This is a genomic window from Methylorubrum sp. GM97, assembly GCF_024347855.1.
GTDB classification, from domain to species: Bacteria; Pseudomonadota; Alphaproteobacteria; order Rhizobiales; family Beijerinckiaceae; genus Methylobacterium; species Methylobacterium extorquens.
Window position 1 is genome coordinate 4479976 of record NZ_AP025942.1, and the last position, 16105, is coordinate 4496080.

The 16105-nt window shown below is 68.6% G+C and carries 16 protein-coding genes; 9 read left to right on the forward strand and 7 right to left on the reverse strand.

The window, feature by feature from the left end:
• Window positions 1-24: 24 nt before the first annotated feature.
• A complete protein-coding gene (gene moxJ / locus MSPGM_RS20920) occupies window positions 25-927 on the reverse strand; it encodes a methanol oxidation system protein MoxJ (protein ID WP_003599116.1) in 903 nt (300 codons plus the stop codon).
• Between the two features lie 261 nt (window positions 928-1188).
• The gene (locus MSPGM_RS20925) at window positions 1189-3069 is read right to left on the reverse strand and encodes a methanol/ethanol family PQQ-dependent dehydrogenase (RefSeq protein ID WP_003599114.1); all 1881 of its coding nucleotides are present in this window, start codon (window positions 3067-3069) and stop codon (window positions 1189-1191) included.
• Between the two features lie 370 nt (window positions 3070-3439).
• On the opposite strand from MSPGM_RS20925, the gene MSPGM_RS20930 reads away from it, so the two are divergent.
• Both MSPGM_RS20930 and MSPGM_RS20935 read left to right on the forward strand, forming a co-directional pair.
• Window positions 3440-4333, forward strand: a complete 894-nt coding sequence (locus MSPGM_RS20930; protein WP_003599112.1) for a serine protease — start codon at window positions 3440-3442, stop codon at window positions 4331-4333.
• A 149-nt stretch (window positions 4334-4482) separates the two neighbouring features.
• Window positions 4483-4680 (forward strand): hypothetical protein, encoded by a 198-nt coding sequence (locus tag MSPGM_RS20935; RefSeq protein WP_003599109.1) that lies wholly within the window; start codon window positions 4483-4485, stop codon window positions 4678-4680.
• A 29-nt stretch (window positions 4681-4709) separates the two neighbouring features.
• Here the strand turns inward: MSPGM_RS20935 and MSPGM_RS20940 are convergent, their stop codons facing one another.
• On the reverse strand, window positions 4710-5444 hold the full coding sequence (locus MSPGM_RS20940; RefSeq protein ID WP_003599108.1) for a DUF4336 domain-containing protein: 735 nt from the start codon (window positions 5442-5444) through the stop codon (window positions 4710-4712).
• 344 nt (window positions 5445-5788) lie between these two features.
• On the opposite strand from MSPGM_RS20940, the gene MSPGM_RS20945 reads away from it, so the two are divergent.
• From MSPGM_RS20945 to glmS, 5 genes are all read left to right on the forward strand, one after another.
• Window positions 5789-6688 carry an MBL fold metallo-hydrolase gene (locus MSPGM_RS20945; RefSeq protein ID WP_003599106.1) on the forward strand — a complete coding sequence of 300 codons (900 nt, stop codon included), beginning with the start codon at window positions 5789-5791 and terminating at the stop codon, window positions 6686-6688.
• A gap of 11 nt (window positions 6689-6699) precedes the next feature.
• On the forward strand, window positions 6700-7227 hold the full coding sequence (locus tag MSPGM_RS20950) for a DUF2243 domain-containing protein (protein WP_003599104.1): 528 nt from the start codon (window positions 6700-6702) through the stop codon (window positions 7225-7227).
• Entirely contained in the window at window positions 7224-7403 is a 180-nt protein-coding gene (locus tag MSPGM_RS20955) for a hypothetical protein (protein ID WP_003599102.1), read from the forward strand. Before MSPGM_RS20950 ends, MSPGM_RS20955 begins: the two co-directional genes overlap by 4 nt.
• A gap of 218 nt (window positions 7404-7621) precedes the next feature.
• Window positions 7622-9007, forward strand: a complete 1386-nt coding sequence (gene glmU, locus MSPGM_RS20960; protein ID WP_003599101.1) for a bifunctional UDP-N-acetylglucosamine diphosphorylase/glucosamine-1-phosphate N-acetyltransferase GlmU — start codon at window positions 7622-7624, stop codon at window positions 9005-9007.
• Window positions 9008-9191: 184 nt separating this feature from the next.
• Complete coding sequence (gene glmS, locus MSPGM_RS20965; protein ID WP_003599099.1) at window positions 9192-11018, forward strand: glutamine--fructose-6-phosphate transaminase (isomerizing); 1827 nt, start codon at window positions 9192-9194, stop codon at window positions 11016-11018.
• A gap of 61 nt (window positions 11019-11079) precedes the next feature.
• Here the strand turns inward: glmS and MSPGM_RS20970 are convergent, their stop codons facing one another.
• Entirely contained in the window at window positions 11080-11514 is a 435-nt protein-coding gene (locus MSPGM_RS20970; RefSeq protein WP_003599098.1) for a GlcG/HbpS family heme-binding protein, read from the reverse strand.
• A 181-nt stretch (window positions 11515-11695) separates the two neighbouring features.
• On the opposite strand from MSPGM_RS20970, the gene MSPGM_RS20975 reads away from it, so the two are divergent.
• On the forward strand, window positions 11696-12541 hold the full coding sequence (locus MSPGM_RS20975) for a DUF502 domain-containing protein (protein WP_003599096.1): 846 nt from the start codon (window positions 11696-11698) through the stop codon (window positions 12539-12541).
• 22 nt (window positions 12542-12563) lie between these two features.
• Here MSPGM_RS20975 and MSPGM_RS20980 read toward each other — a convergent pair whose 3' ends face one another.
• The 3 genes from MSPGM_RS20980 to recG all read right to left on the reverse strand — a co-directional run bounded on the left by MSPGM_RS20980 (window position 12564) and on the right by recG (window position 15423).
• On the reverse strand, window positions 12564-12890 hold the full coding sequence (locus tag MSPGM_RS20980; protein WP_003599094.1) for a hypothetical protein: 327 nt from the start codon (window positions 12888-12890) through the stop codon (window positions 12564-12566).
• Window positions 12891-12939: 49 nt separating this feature from the next.
• On the reverse strand, window positions 12940-13164 hold the full coding sequence (locus tag MSPGM_RS20985) for a hypothetical protein (RefSeq protein ID WP_131473064.1): 225 nt from the start codon (window positions 13162-13164) through the stop codon (window positions 12940-12942).
• Between the two features lie 69 nt (window positions 13165-13233).
• Window positions 13234-15423: an ATP-dependent DNA helicase RecG gene (recG, locus tag MSPGM_RS20990; RefSeq protein ID WP_003599092.1), complete on the reverse strand. Its 2190-nt coding sequence runs from the start codon at window positions 15421-15423 to the stop codon at window positions 13234-13236.
• A gap of 191 nt (window positions 15424-15614) precedes the next feature.
• Here recG and MSPGM_RS20995 point away from each other — a divergent pair, with 191 nt between their 5' ends.
• On the forward strand, window positions 15615-15911 hold the full coding sequence (locus tag MSPGM_RS20995) for a succinate dehydrogenase assembly factor 2 (RefSeq protein WP_003599091.1): 297 nt from the start codon (window positions 15615-15617) through the stop codon (window positions 15909-15911).
• Window positions 15912-16105 lie beyond the last annotated feature (194 nt).

The window sequence follows — 16105 nt, forward strand, 5'->3', positions numbered from 1 at the left end:
GTCGGATACGGCTCTCGGTCGGGATCAGTTGGAGACGGGCAGCACGGGCACGCCCTCCTCCTTCAGGATCGCCTCGATCTTCGGCTTGGCCTTCTCCAGGGCGGCGTCGATCTCCGCCTTCAGGGCGGTGTCGTCCTTGCGCACGCCCATCGCCTGGTCGAAGCTCTGCGGCATCTTCCGGCCGTCGCTGGCCTGCGTGTCGTCGGGCACGGGGGTCATGCGCAGCTTGGTCGAGGAGTCACGCACGTAGCGGGCGACGTCGGGCCCGAAGGCCACGCCGACCTCAGCCTTGCCGGTGGCGACCTCGCTCACCATTCGGGCCGGATCGATCTGCGTGTATTGATTTCGCGGCGCGCGAAAGTTCACCAGCGAGTAGAGGTAGGCCATGTCCTCCTCGTAGCGGCCGATATCCTTGAGCATCGCCTCGCCGGGCGTGCCGAAGCCGACCACCATGTGGCTGACTTCCTTCAGGCGCGGATCGGACCAGGACTTGATGTCGAGATCCTTGTCGGCGCGGGTGAGGAAGACGTAGCCCGAGCGGTAATAGGGCTTGCTGGTCAGCACCCGGGGATCGTCGGCATCGAGCCCGATCACCACGTCGCAGGTCTTCTTCTCCAGCCCGTCGCGCACGAGGTAGATCGCGGGCTTTCCGAGCCAGACGAACTGGGCTTTGCGGCCCATGGCCTCGGCCACCGTCGTCGCGATGCGGTTCTCGAGCCCCGAGCCGTCCTTCATCGAGAGCGGCGGCTGCTCGGCGGCGCAGACGCGCAAGGTCCCGGCATCGGGTTTCGCGGCCTCGGCGGCTTTCGAGGTGGCTTTCGTGTCCTGCGCCTGGGCGGGTGCGCACAGGGCGGCCAGGGCGGTCAGGGCAGCGGTCAGAGCGACGACCGATGCGGCTGTACGGCGCCGTCCGTTCACGAGCGACATAGGTTCGTTTCCTCTGGCTTATTCTTATGAAATCTTGGCGCCGGGCTTTTTCGGCTGAGACCTGCCCTTGGCGCATCTCCCCGTGCGGACAATTGCCTGCGCAACGTCGGCGCGCCGGACGAGGGTCTGCCGAGAGAGACATGAGGTGGCGCGGACCGTCACAGGCCGTTCGTGCCCGCGCCATCTCGGCCCCGTCCCTCCCCCGGGTGAGCGGGGGAGGGACGGTTCGCATCTGCCGTCAGGCAGTTCCGGCTTCAGACGTTACTTGGCGGCCGACTTCCACTCGCCGACGTTCGGATCGTCGTAGGGACCCTTGCCGTCGAGCGAGAACACCACCACGCCGCCACCCATCTGGGTGTAGTTGGCGAGTTTCTTGAAGGCGCCCACCGCGCCGAGACCGGCGGTCGGATCGGCGAGGTCGAACACGAGGCCGACACCCGGCCAGCCGCCGACGCCGTAGTAGATGGCGACGTATTGCGTGCCCTTGTGGGTGTAGGTCATCGGGTAGCCGATGGCGCCGGACGGGATCTTGAACTTCCAGAGAAGGTCACCCGTGTCGGAGTCGCGTGCCTTCAGGTAGCCGTCGAGCGTGCCGTAGAAGACGAGGTCGCCCGCGGTGGCCATGGTGCCGCCCCACACGGCGAAGCGCTCCATCTTCTCCCACTTATAGTCGCCGGTGATCGCGTTGTATGCCTTGATCTGGCCGAGACCTTCGTAGTTCTGACGGTCGCCCTTCGGGCCCGGATACATGTTCAGCGTCGCACCGACGAAGAACTGACCCGCACGATAGGGAAGCATGAAGGGCTCCCAATCCATGCAGATGTGGTTGATGCCCATGAAGAACAGTTCACGCTTCGGATCGTACGAGTCGTGACCCTGGTTGTGGTAACCCATCGCCGAGGGGCAGATGTCCTTGGCGAGGTGGTCCATCCGGGTGCCGTATTCGGGATCGCGCACCGGCTGGCCCGTCTTGAGATCCACCGACTTGAACACGTTGACCGTGTCGTCGAGCTTGTTCGCCGAGACGAGCGCGCCGTCGGTCCGGTCGAGCGTGTAGACGATGCCGTTGCGGTCCGGGTGGGTCAGCAGCTTGCGGGCCTTGCCGTCCTTGTCCTTCTGCTCGGAGAGCATCATGACGTTGACGCCGGCATAGTCCCACTCGTCGTGCGGGGTCTTCTGGTAGCCGAACTTGGCTTCACCCGTATCGGCATCGCGGCCGAAGATCGTCATCGTCCACTTGTTGTCGCCCGGACGCATGGTCTCGTTCCACGGCGCCGGGTTGCCGGTGCCGAAGTAGATCAGGTTCGTGCCCGGATCGTAGGCGTACCAGCCCCAGTTGGTGCCGCCGCCGATCTTCCAGGCATCGCCCTCCCAGGTGCCGGTGCCGAGGCCCTTCTGACCGTAATGGGGGTTCTTGATGTTGAAGTCGGAGGCCAGCAGCAGGTCCTTGTCCGGACCCGTGGCGTAGGCGCGCCACACCTGCTCGCCGGTCTTCACGTCGTAGGCGGTCAGGTAGCCGCGCACGCCGAGCTCGGCGCCCGAGGAGCCGATGATGACCTTGTCCTTCACGACGTAGGGGGCGATCGTGAGCGTCGAGCCGACCTTGATGTCGGAGTTCTCGACCTTCCACACCGTCTCGCCGGTCTCGGCGTTGAGGGCGGCCACGTTGCCGTCGAGCTGGGTCTTGAGGATCAGCGCGGGGGTCTTGCCGTCGCCGGGCCAGTAGGCGAGGCCGCGGTTGACGAGGTCACAGCAGGCGACGGCGCGGGCGGCCGGATTCTGCTTCGGCTTGTCCTGCCACAGGATCGTGCCCGGATCGTCAAGGCCGAGAGCGAAGGTGTTGTTCGGGAACGAGGTGTGGATGTACATCTTGCCGTCGACGACGAGCGGCGCACCCTCGTGGCCGTTCAGCAGGCCGGTCGAGAACGTCCAAGCCGGCCGAAGCTGCTTCACGTTGCCCTTGTTGATCTGCTTCAGATCGCTGAAGTTGTTCGAATCGTAGTTCTTTCCGGGCATCACCCAGTTGTCGTCGCTCTTCGACAGCTCGACCAGCTTATCGTTGGCGTAGGCCCCGCTCGACAGCGCGGCCGGCGCGAGCGCCAGCATCGCCAAGGCCGAGACTGATGTCACAAACCTGCTCATCCTGCGTCTCCTCGCTGAACCGCCTCGCCTTTCGGCCTCGCGGTATCTCTCAGACGTTTTTCTGAGGTTCCAGGCTCGCTCGGAAGTCATCCGAAGTGCCGCATCGTGAATCTAAGGATATTCTTAGATTTGCGCGGTCTTATGAAAGACTTATTAGCGTCCCTTCGCCTATATTTTCTAGGCTTTGATTGGACGCGATGTCTTTAGCTGGTCGGACATTTCTTATCAGGACGATAAGGCAATTCTAAAAGTGCCAAGGCGTAGTGTCGCAACGTATTGGCATCGTCTTGACCGGGGCCGGGACCCATCGCACCGTTGTCGTCAACGGGCCCTCGCGAAGCGGCCCGACCAAGCGGGAGGCTTGTCGGCCATGGCGCAGGGGCAGCGCGCGCAGGGGAGGCTGGCGGTGTGCGGGCTCCTCGCCCTCGTGGTTTGGGCCGGGGGCGGCACCGCACTTGGAGACGATGCGCCGCACCCGCCGCCCGATGCCGCGGCGCCGGCCCGAGAGCGCGCACGCGCCATCACCGAAACGGCGGCGCTCTATCCCCAGGACGGGCGCCGCGACCTGACGAGCAGCGACCGCGTCCTCTATCCGGGGGCGGGCGTCCTCTGGTGCCGCCGTTCGGACGGCGTGCCGCAAAAGGCGGCCGCCGCGTGGCTGATCGGCACGCCGTCGCTCGTGATGCTGAACGCGCACAACTTCCGCAACCGGCAGCTCGAAACGACGCGGGCCGTCGGCGACTGCTACTTCCAGATCGGCGGCCGCAACTACGATTTCGTCGCCGAGAGCCTGCATCTCGGCGTCGCCGCGGACGCGACGCGCCTCCACATCACCGACGATTGGGCGCTGCTGCGCCTCGCGCGACCGGCCGAGGCGCTGCGCCAGCCGGTGCCCGATGCGCCCCCCGACCTCTCCACCGGCGACCTGTCGCTCGCCGTGACCCTGGTCGCCCCCGGCGGTCACCAGAACTACCGGGGCGACAGCAGCCTGGAGACCTGCACCGTGCGCCGGATCGACCCGCCGACGGAAGGCGGCATCCGGCGGGCCCGCCACGATTGCAACGACGGCTACGGCGGCTCCGGTTCGGGACTGTTCGACGAGGCGGGGCGGCTCGTCGCGATGCAGAGCGCCTCGCTCTCCATGAACTCCCGGCACGCCTTCGACATCGAGTTCCATTACGGCTCCGCCCTGCTCATCGAGGGCGCGTTGCTCGACGCTCTGCGCCGGGCGCAGCGGGAGGACACGACGCCGCAGGCGCCGTGAGCCGCGACCCGCACGAGCGCTCGAGAACGAAGGATTCCGGTGGACGAGCCCGGTTTCGCTTGCGCGGGTGAGACAGGATGCGCCTGGAACACCCTTCGAGAACCCCGGTTGCCCGGACTCAAACCAAGACACCGGGAGACGACGTTCGCATGTCGAAGCATCTGAAGACGGATACGCCGAGCGATGCCGACCTGAAGGGCAATCCGGGCATCGGGCAGTCGAAGGGGCTGACCGGAACCGACCCGGAGGCGATCGAGGGAGATTCCACCTTCGAGGGTGATGTCGAGAACGAGACCACACCGGAGGGCGGGGTCGATCCCAATCACCGCGGGCGCACGAACGCCTGAGCGATCGGCAGAAAAGCGCTCGATTAGCCTTAGTCGAGCAACCAGCGGAGGGAGCGGCGCAGTTCGGCTGTGCCGTTCCGGTCGAACCAGGCGCCGTGGCTGAACACCACCCGCTCCGGCGACAGGGCGACGAGCTGCGCTGCGGCACGGGCTGCGTCGCGCTTGCGCAGGCGCACCACCAGCCTGAGATAGATCGGCGCCCGTCCATCGGGCGCGGTCGCACCGGCGATCCGCAGGAGCGGGCGCATCAGGGGCGGGAGCTTCTCCGGTTCCAGGTTCAGCACGAGGTCGGTTAGGATCAGCGTCGCCGAGGCAGCGTGGAAGAAGGCGACTTCGCGAAAGCCGAAGCCGCCGGGCACCACCACCTGCGACAGGTCGTCGGCCCATTCGGGCGGAGCCGCGTCGCCGAGATCCCGGTCGAGCCGCACGCCCGCCTGACGGACCTGCCGGCGCTCGCGCAGGTTCGGGGCCGCCCAGGTCAGGGCCTGCGGGCAATGCCGCTGCCATTCCTTCAGATAGGTCCAGTGCCCGACATTGGGTGCGACGAGGTGGCGGATCGGCCCGAGCGCCTCGATCTCGCGGTGCAGGCGCGCGTCGTAGCGGGTCGGCGAGTGCAGCCATACGCCGCCGTCGGCAAGCCGCACGACGGTCATGCGCACGGGCAGCGGCAGGCCGGCGGCGTGGATCGGGCCGCTGTCCACGATCCAGAGACCGAAGGCCACGGGCTTGAGCCTGTCGAGGGGCGGGTAGGTGGGATCACTCACGGCAGCGGGTCCGGAATCGAGGGTTTTGCGGAAGGCCGATCATGAAGCCGCCGCTCGGCAGCCGCGTGACAGAGGCATCGAGACGGCGGCACGGGACAGCAACGGCACGGTGACGGGCCCTGAGATCGCAAATGCCGGGTCGCCCTGGCGACCGATAGACTTCCAACCGGAGCGCGCGCGCTCGGTTTCCGAATGAATGCTCCGCGGTCGTCGTTTCTGTCCTGTCGCGGGGCGGGAACAAAGCTTTCGCGCCAGCCTTCCCGTGACGACTCTTCCCGTGACGCCCCTTCCCGCACAGCCGGAACGCTCGCCGGCTCCCGTCCCACCCCGCACAGGAGAAGGCCATGGCGCAGCAGATCCCGATCAGCCGCGAGGCCCGCGCCGACGATCCGCGGGCCGATGCCGAGCGCGACGACGGCACCCACGAGATCGCGCCCGATCTCGCCTATCGCCGCCTCGTTCTGGCCAACGTCGTGTTCGTCGGCTCCCCCGGCGCGGGTGACCGCAACTGGGTCCTCGTCGATGCCGGCATTCCGGGTTCGAAGGCCGCGATCCGCAGCGCCGCCGCCGCCCGCTTCGGCGAGGGTGCGCGCCCGGCGGCCATCGTGCTGACCCACGGCCATTTCGACCATGTCGGCGTGCTGGAGGATCTGGCGGAAGAGTGGGACACCCCAGTCTACGCCCATGGGCTCGAACGCCCTTATCTCGACGGCAGCGCCGCCTACCCGACGCCGGATCCGAGCGTCGGTGGCGGCCTGATGGCGCGTATCGCGCCGCTCTACCCCACCAAGCCCGTGAACGTGTCGTCGCGCCTGCAAATGCTGCCCGCCGACGGCAGCGTGCCGCCGATGCCGGGCTGGCGCTGGCTCCATACGCCGGGCCATGCGCCGGGCCACGTTTCGTTCTGGCGCGAGGCCGATGGCAGCCTGATCGTGGGTGACGCCTTCGTCACCACCGCCCAGGAATCAGCCTATGCCGTGGCCACCCAGGAGCCGGAGGTGCACGGCCCGCCGATGTATCTGACCATCGACTGGCCGGCCGCGGGCGGCTCGGTGCGCAGCCTTGCGGCGCTCAAGCCCGAACGGGCGGTGACGGGCCACGGACGCGCCCTCCACGGGCCGGAACTGCGCCGCGGCCTCGATGCGCTGGCGCAAGATTTCGAGCGCGTCGCCGTGCCGGATCAGGGCCGCTACGTCGAGACGCCAGCGCGGGCCGAGGACGGCTCCGCCTACCGTTCACCGTGAGGCCGGCGGCAATGCGCGATCAAGCGAGCGCTCCCGCGCCGGCGGAGGGGGCCGACTTCCCGGTCGCGGCGGGCGTGCTGTTCGGGCTCGGCCTCGGCGGCTTCTTCGACGGCATCGTGCTGCATCAAGTGCTGCAATGGCACCACATGCTGAGTTCCTGGTACCCAATCACCTCGATCGAAAACCTCGAACTCAACACGCTGTGGGACGGGATTTTCCACAGCGCCACCTACGTCTTCGTCGTGGTCGGGCTGTTCATCCTGTGGCGCCGGGCGCGGGGGCGGCATCTCAGCTGGTCGAACCGGGCGCTTGCCGGCAGCCTTCTCGTCGGCTGGGGGCTGTTCAACCTCGTCGAAGGGCTGATCGACCACCAGTGGCTCGGCGTGCACCACGTCAACGAGCAGGTGGACCGGGCACACTGGCTGGCCTGGGATCTCGGCTTCCTCGCCTGGGGCCTCGCCATGCTGCTGGGCGGCCTCTGGCTGCTGCGGACGCGGCGCCGACAGGCTGGGGCGGCTCCCGCCGCGCTGCGGCGATGAGGCGGGCGGGAGAGGGCGGCCTGCGGCGGGACACGAAGACCCTACGGCGGGCTTGGCCCTGGCTCGTCCTCGCCGCCGGCCTCGGCCTCGCGACGATGCCGGCTTGGCGCGTTCTGGCGTTCGGCATCCGGGTGAGCGCGGAGGATCTGCTTCAGATCCGCTGCCTGCCGTGGTGAGGCCTTCTCAGGTCGCGGCCTCTGCCTCGCGCCGCTTGCCCCGCTGTACCGGCGCCGTTCCGCACACTCTTCGCGCCCGCCGTCCGATCAGCTAAACGGGCCCTCGATTCAGTGTCTTTCACTCCGCTTCTGCTTGCTTCGTCGCGGCTGGCAGGGGAGGGCGATCGGGTAACCCCGCGTTTCGTGAAGCACTCCTAGACGATAGGAAGCGGATTTCGATGACGGCAGGCGCGAACCACGGGGCGGAGAGCGGCTTCACCGCGATCGTGCTGGCGGCCGGAAAGGGCACGCGAATGCGTTCCGATCGGCCCAAGGTGCTTCACGCGCTGGCCAACCGCTCGATGCTCGGCCATGTGCTCGCCGCGGTGCAGGAGGCGGGCGCCGCCCGCCTTGCCGTAGTGGTCGAGCCGGGCCGCGAGGACGTTGTCCGCGAGATCGAACGGCTGGCGCCTGGCGCCGGCATCCATCCGCAGGCCGAGCGCCTCGGCACCGCCCACGCGGTGCTCGCCGCCCGCGCATCCCTGGAGGGCGGGCAGGACGTGATCGTGGCCTTCGGCGATACGCCCCTCGTCACGGCCGAAACCTATGCCCGCCTGCGCGCGCCCTTGCGCGAGGGCGCGGCGGTGGCGGTGCTGGCCTTCGAGGCCGCCGACCCCACCGGCTACGGGCGCGTGCTGACGGAAGGGGGCCGTGTCCTGGCAATCCGCGAGGAGAAGGACGCCTCGCAGGAGGAGCGGGCGGTGCGCCTGTCCAATGCCGGGCTGATGGCGCTGTCGGGCGCGCACGCCCTGTCGCTGCTGGAGCGGATCGGCAACGACAACGCCAACCGCGAATACTACCTCACCGACGCGGTGGCGCTCGCCGCCGGCGACGGCCTCTCCGTCGCCGTGGTGCCCGTGGACGAGGCGGAGGCGCAGGGCGTCAACGACCGTGTGCAGCTCAGCCAGGCCGAGGCCACGATCCAGGCACGCCTGCGCCGGGCGGCCCAGCTCGGCGGGGCGACGCTGATCGCGCCCGAGACGGTGTTCTTCAGCGTCGATACGATCCTTGGACGCGACGTCGTCGTCGAGCCGCACTGCGTGTTCGGTCCCGGCGTCGTCATCGGCGACGGCTGCACCATCCGCGCCTTCTCGCACCTGCACGATGCCCGACTGATGGAGGGCGCCGATATCGGCCCGCATGTGCGCCTGCGCGGCGGTGCGGTGCTGGAGGCGGGCGTCCATCTCGGCAACTTCGTCGAGATCAAGAACGCGACCCTGCATGCGGGCGCCAAGGCCTCGCACCTGACCTATCTCGGTGACGCCGAGATCGGAGCGGGCGCCAATATCGGCGCGGGTACCATCACCTGCAATTACGACGGCGTGTCGAAGCACCGCACGCTCATCGGCGAGGGCGCCTTCATCGGCTCGAATTCGGCGCTGGTGGCGCCGGTCAGCGTCGGCGCGGGGGCGCTGGTCGGGGCCGGCTCGGTTATCACCCGCGACGTGCCGGCGGACGCGCTGGCCGTCGCGCGGGGGCGGCAAATCACCCGCGAGGGAGCGGCCAAGACCCTGCGTCAGACCCTGAAGGCTGCCAAGGCGGCGCGTGAGGCGAAGAAGAGCTGAGCGGCCGAGCCGAACGGCTTCCGGCGGCGGGTGCTGGCCTTCCCGCGCTGTGATCCGTACAAGCCTTTCCATCCGCGCCAAGCTCAAGGTCGGGCTCCTCTTGCACCGCAGGAAGCCTCGCCTCGGGCGGACATCCCATCACGGGATGTGACGGCGCCTCTGATCAACGGCTTCAGGATCGGCCATGTGCGGAATCGTCGGCATCGTCGGGCGTGAGTCGGTCGCGGACGCGTTGGTCGAGGCGCTGCGGCGGCTCGAGTATCGCGGCTACGATTCGGCCGGCATCGCCACCTTGGATCACGGCCGGCTCGACCGCCGCCGGGCCGAGGGCAAGCTCTCGAACCTGCAGCTCAAGCTGGCCCAGGCGCCGCTTCCGGGCGCGATCGGCATCGGCCATACACGCTGGGCTACGCATGGACGCCCCAACGAGACCAATGCCCACCCGCACGCCACCGAGCGGCTGGCGGTGGTCCATAACGGCATCATCGAGAATTTCCGCGAGTTGAAGAGCGAACTCGAAGCAGCGGGCGCGCGCTTCGAGAGCGAGACCGATACCGAGGTCGTGGCGCAGCTCGTCAGCCACCTGATGGAGCAGGGGCTCGGGCCTGTGGCTGCCGTCGAGGCGGCGCTGCCGCGCCTGCACGGCGCCTTCGCCCTGGCCTTCCTGTTCGCGGGCGAGGACGATTTCCTGATCGGCGCCCGCCACGGCGCGCCGCTGGCCATCGGCTTCGGGCAGGGCGAGACTTATCTCGGCTCGGATGCGCTCGCGCTCGCGCCGTTCACCGATCAGATCACCTATCTCGAAGAGGGTGATTGGGCGATCCTGACCCGCGACGGCGCCGAGATCCGCGACATCACCGGTGCCGTGGTGCGCCGGCCGCGCCAAAGAATCGCGACACAGGCTTTCCTCGTCGACAAGGGCAATCACCGCCACTTCATGGCGAAGGAAATCCACGAGCAGCCCGAGGTCGTCGGGCGCACGCTGGCCAACTACGTCGACATGGCGCGCGGTCAGGTCGTCCTACGGGAGGAGCTGCCCTTCGATTTCGCCCGGCTCTCGCGCCTCTCGATCACCGCCTGCGGCACCGCCTACTATGCCGGCCTCGTCGCCAAGTACTGGTTCGAGACCCTGGCGCGTCTGCCGGTCGAGATCGACGTCGCCTCCGAGACCCGCTACCGCGAGCCGCCGCTGGAGCGGGACGGGCTGACGCTCGTGATCTCGCAATCGGGCGAGACCGCCGACACGCTCGCCTCACTGCGCTACGCCAAGGCACAGGGCCAGCACACGCTGGCGGTCGTCAACGTGCCGACCTCGACCATCGCCCGGGAATCTTCGGCGGTGATGCCGACCTTCGCCGGGCCCGAAATCGGGGTCGCCTCGACCAAGGCCTTCTCCTGCCAGCTTACCGTGCTGCTCTGCCTCGCGCTGGCTGCCGGGCGCGCCCGCGGCACCCTGAGCGCGGAGCGCGAGCGCGCCGTCGTCGATGCGCTCATCACTGCCCCCGGCTTGATGGCCGAGGCGGTGAAGATGGAAGCCGAGGTCGAGGGGCTCGCCCGCGAGATCGCGAAGGCCCGCGACGTGCTCTATCTCGGCCGCGGCACGAGCTACCCGATGGCGCTCGAAGGCGCGCTGAAGCTGAAGGAAATCAGCTACATCCACGCGGAAGGCTACGCGGCGGGCGAACTCAAGCATGGGCCGATCGCCCTGATCGACGAGAGCGTGCCGGTGATCGTGATCGCGCCGCACGACGCCATCTTCGAGAAGACCGTGTCGAACATGCAGGAGGTCGCCGCCCGCGGCGGCAAGATCATCCTCGTCGGCGACGCGAAGGGCGCGGCGGCCGCCGGGCTCGACACGCTGGCGACGCTGACCATGCCGGATGTGGACCCGGTGATCGCGCCGATCGTCTACGCGGTGCCGATCCAGCTCATCGCCTACCACACCGCCGTCTTCATGGGGAAAGACGTCGATCAGCCGCGCAATCTGGCCAAGTCCGTCACGGTGGAGTGAGCGGCGGGAGTACCGCTCGGCGCACCGATCCGGCCTTCGGATCGATGCGCCTGCCAACGAATCAGGTGCGCCAGGGGTGGTCGGGCAGCTCGGTGTCGCCGATTGCGCTGGCGCCTGCGAGCGCCACCGCGTCATCGTTCTCCACCGACGAGCCGCTGACGCCGATGGCGCCCGACATTTCGCCATCCGCATCGACGATCGGGATGCCGCCGGGGAAGGTGATGAGGCCCTGGTTCGAGTGCTCGATGCCGTAGAGCGAGCCGCCGGGCTGCGACAGGGCGCCGATCTGGCCGGTCTTCATGCCGAAGAAGACGGCGGTCTTGGCCTTCTTCTGCGCGATGTCGATCGAGCCGACCCAGGCGCCGTCCATGCGGTGGAAGGCCTTGAGGTTGCCGCCCGAATCGACAATCGCGATGCACATCTGGGTGCCGAGTTCGACCGCCTTGGCGCGGGCCGCTTGAATCGCCTTTTCCGCCTGTTCGATGGTGACGTGCATCGGGTCTTCTCCCTGAAACTTATCGCTGAACCTTGGCCACAGCGGGCTGTTCCGAGGTAAGATTTCTCGGGCCCCGATCAAGTTGCCTCGCGCACCACTCAATCCGCCCTTCGGCACCGGTTGCTCTTGAGCCGCCCGTGCGCAGCCGCTACGTCTCTGCCCCGGAGAGCCGGAGGCCGGGATGGATCCGTCCGTCCGCTCGTCCGTCTCTCGAGGTGCATACGTGGCGCCGACCCTCTCGCCGATTCCGGATGCTCCGGAACCCGCCTCGTCCAAGACGCGCGTCAGCGCCCGGGGCCGGCTGCGGACCTACTTCCTTACCGGCGTGATCGTCGCGGGCCCGCTCGCGATCACGATCTACATCACGTGGTGGTTCATCGCCCTCATCGACGGATGGGTGAAGCCGCTGGTGCCGGTCAGCTATCTGCCGGACCACTACCTGCCCTTCTCGATCCCCGGAATCGGCCTCGTCATCGCCTTCGTCGCGGTGACGCTGCTGGGCTTTCTCACCGCCAACCTGGTTGGGCGCTCGGTGGTCGAGTTCGGCGAGGTGCTGCTGGCCCGCACGCCCGTCATCTCCGGGCTCTACCGCGGCCTGCGCCAGATCTTCGAGACTTTGTTCTCGGCCAACGGCACCTCGTTCCGCACCGTCGGACTCGTGGAGTTTCCGGTGAAGGGGACGTGGTCGGTGGTGTTCCTCTCCGCACCCGCGGCCAACGAAGTGCAGGGCGCGCTCCATGCGAAGGAGGGGGGCGAGTCGAAAGATTACGTCGGCGTGTTCCTGCCCTGCGCGCCGAACCCGACCACGGGGTTCTTCTTCTACCTGCCGCGCTCGGACATCGTCGAGGTCGGCATCAGCGTGGACGACGCGGCCAAGCTCGTGATGTCGGCGGGCGTGATCCAGCCGGAGGATCCGCGGGCGGGCCTGCAGGCCATGGCCGCGTCCTTGCGGCAGGCGCAGATGCAGGAAGGCGAGGCCGCAGAAACGGAAAAGGCGCGCCGTGAACCGGCGCGCCAGGATCTGTAGAGCGTTCCGAGGCCTGACGGCCTTAGTGCTGGAGCGACGCCTTCTCGACCGGCAGCGTCGGCGGGGTCGCGTCGGCGACCTGATGGGTGGCCGCAGGGCGGGCGACCGGCGAGGACCAATCGCTGGCGATCTGAACCGTCACCAGCAGGGCGAGGCCCGCACACAGCGCGTTGGCCGCGATCCAGAGCCGGCGCGAGGATTGCCGCACGGCGTTCACCAGAGCGTCCGTCGACGTCTCGTCGCGCGTCTCGCGGTCCGAGATCGGCATGAGCCAGGGTTCGATGGAAAGCGTATCGGCTCCCCAATTCTCGGAGGAACCCGGCAGGCGTTGGAACGGTGCGATCGACATAGCGATCCTCCTTTTTTCCAGTGGCACCCCGGTCTACGAGGCCGTTTGTTCATCTCCAGTTAAGCGGCAATTGGGGCAGATACAAGGTAATTCCGCTTTTTCTGCCTTGTCCGACGCTCGTTCCGAGTGCGAGCGATGCTGCGCAAAGGCTTGATTGGAAACGGAAAACGCTCTTTTCCCGCGCAGCGTTGCCGCAGCCGGGAATGTCCGGAGCGGCGGCCTCGGCTTCCTGAACGACCCGTTCAGGATCGTCGGTTTCTGAACGGGCGATCATATTCGGCGTCCGAGGGGCTGCCTCCGGTGGCAGAACCGGGCTTTGCCCGGCCGCCGCGCGAACGCTCCGTCAGCCCGCCCCGATCAGCCGGATCGCCGCTTCGCGCTCGAACAGGTAGAGCAGCACCCTGAGCGCCCGGCCGCGCTCGCTCTGGAGGCGCGGGTCGCGCTCCACGATCAGCCGCGCGTCGTCGCGGGCGGCCTCCAGCAGGTCGCCGTCGGTCTCGAGCCGGGCGAGGCGGAAGGCGGCGGCGCCGGATTGGCGGGTGCCGAGTACCTCGCCCTCGCCGCGCAGGCGCAGGTCTTCCTCGGCGATGCGAAAGCCGTCCTCGCTCGAGCGCATCATCTCCAGGCGCGCCTTGGCGACCTGGCCGAGGGGCCCGCGATAGAGCAGCAGGCAGGAGGAGGCCTTCGAGCCGCGCCCGACCCGGCCGCGGAGCTGGTGGAGCTGGGCCAGTCCGAAGCGCTCGGCATGCTCGATCACCATGATGGTGGCCTCCGGCACATCGACGCCGACCTCCACGACGGTGGTCGAGACCAGCACGCGGGTTCGGCCGGCGGCGAAGGCCTCCATCGCCGCGTCCTTCTCCGGCCCCGGCATTTTGCCGTGGATCAGGCCGACCGCGTCGCCGAAATGCTTCTGCAGATCCTCGAACCGCTCGGCGGCGGCGGCGAGATCGACATATTCCGATTCGGCGACCAGCGGGCAGATCCAGTAGACCCGGTCGCCCGCGGCCAGGGCCCGATGCAGGCCGCCCACCACCTCGTCGATGCGCTCCACCGGCACGGTGATGGTCTTGATCGGCTGGCGCCCGGCCGGCTTCTCGTCGAGCACCGAGACGTCCATGTCGCCGAAGAAGGTCAGCGCCAGCGTGCGCGGGATCGGGGTGGCGGTCATCACGAGGATGTCCACCGCCTCGCCCTTGGCGCCGAGCGCGAGGCGCTGGTGCACGCCGAAGCGGTGCTGCTCGTCCACCACCGCGAGGCCGAGATCGCGGAACGCGACCGACTCCTGGAACAGGGCGTGGGTGCCGACCACGATGTCGATCTCGCCCGCCGCGAGATCCGCCAGCGTCGCCCGCCGCTCGGCGGCCCGGTCGCGGCCGGTCAGCAGCCGCAGGCGCATGGCACCCGCGAGCGGCACCAAGCGCTCGTAATGCTGGCGCGCCAGAATCTCGGTCGGCGCCATCAGCGCCGCCTGCCGCCCGGCTTCCACCGCCGAGGCCATGGCGAGCAACGCCACCGCCGTCTTGCCGGAGCCGACATCGCCCTGGAGCAGGCGCAGCATCCGCCGCTCGGCGGCCATGTCAGCGCGGATTTCTTCGACCGCCCGCGCCTGCGCGCCGGTCAGCGCGAAGGGCAGGGCGGCCTCGACGCGCTCTTTCAGATGCCCGTCGCCGGCATTGACCCGGCCGGGCTTCCGCCGCTGCCGGGCGCGCACCAGGGCGAGCGCGAGCTGCGAGGCGAGCAACTCGTCGTAGGCGAGGCGCTTGCGGGCGGGGCTCGCAGGCAGCGCCTGTCCCTCGACCGGGGGCGGGGGCGCCTCCTCCGGCCGGTGCTCGATGCGCAGAGCCTCCGCGAAGGGGGGAAAACGGTTGCGGGCGAGATAGGACGCGTCCTGCCACTCGGGCAGGACGGGAAGCCGGTCGAGCGCGCCGTGGACGATCCGGCTGATGACCCGCGAGGTCAGCCCCTCGGTCGCGCCGTAGATCGGCTCGACGGCGGGCAGGCTGGCCAATCCTTCCTGGTCAAGGATGCGCGAGGGATGCACCATCTGCCGCGTGCCGTCCCACAGGTCGATCCGGCCCGAAACGTAGCGATGGCTGCCGAGCGGCAGCATCTTCTCGATGCGGCCCCGCGGCATGCCGAAGAAGACGAGGCTGATGTCGCCGGTCCCGTCCTCGACCAGCACCCGGAAGGCCCGCTTGCCGAGCATCGGTGGCCGGTGGGCCACCACAGTGACGCCGAGCGTGACGGGCTCACCCGTCGGCGCATCGCGGATCGAGCCGCAGAGCGGCCTGGCGACCCCGCTCTGGGGCAGGTGGAACAGCAGGTCGGCGACGCGGGCCGGCCGCTCCTCGGAGCCGAGCAGCTTTTCGATGAGCGGCGCGATCTTCGGTCCGACGCCGGGCAGACCGCGGGCGGGGGCAAAGAGCGGGTCGAGGAGGCTGGGGCGAAGGCCGGGGGCGACATCCCCGCCGGAGCGGGGAGGGGCCGCATCTGCAGGGTGCCCGAGGGTCTGGCTGGTATCCGAGGTCATGTGACCGGAGGCTTGGGCCTTTGAAACGTGGGCGATGCTCGGGCTCCGTATACCCTGCTTCCTGCCTCCGTCGCATCTGGGCATATGACATCATGCGCGTGCGTCCCGTCGGATCCTTACGCCGGACGCGCCGTTTGCCCGGAGCTGCACGCCCCTCTACATGCGGGGTCAGGATTACCAGGGGACAGCCCATGTCCGGCACCACCCGAACCAGCGCCGACCTCGACCCGCGCCGCCGCCGCACGCTGTTTCGCGCGTGGCACCGCGGCATCCGCGAGATGGACCTGATCATGGGCCGCTTCGCCGATGCCGAGATCGGCGCGCTGTCCGAGGAGGAGCTGACGCAGTTCGAGGCGCTGATCGAGGTGCCCGACCGCGATCTGTTCCGCTGGCTCACGGGAGAGGACGCGACCCCGGAGAACTACGACACCGCCGTCTACCGCCGGCTCAAGGCGTTTCATCGGCACGACGCGCCGATCCATAGCTGAAACGGGGATCGGCGCTCCCTATCTTCCACTTGCCCCCTCATCCTGAGGTGCCCGCGTCAGCGGGCCTCGAACGAGGGCTCCAGAGACCGTGCGATCCCTGGAGCCCTCCTTCGAGGCTTATCTTCGCTCTGCACTTCAGGATGAGGGGAATGGTTTGGATCGCGGGTGATCCACGCCCCATCCCGATCCGTTTC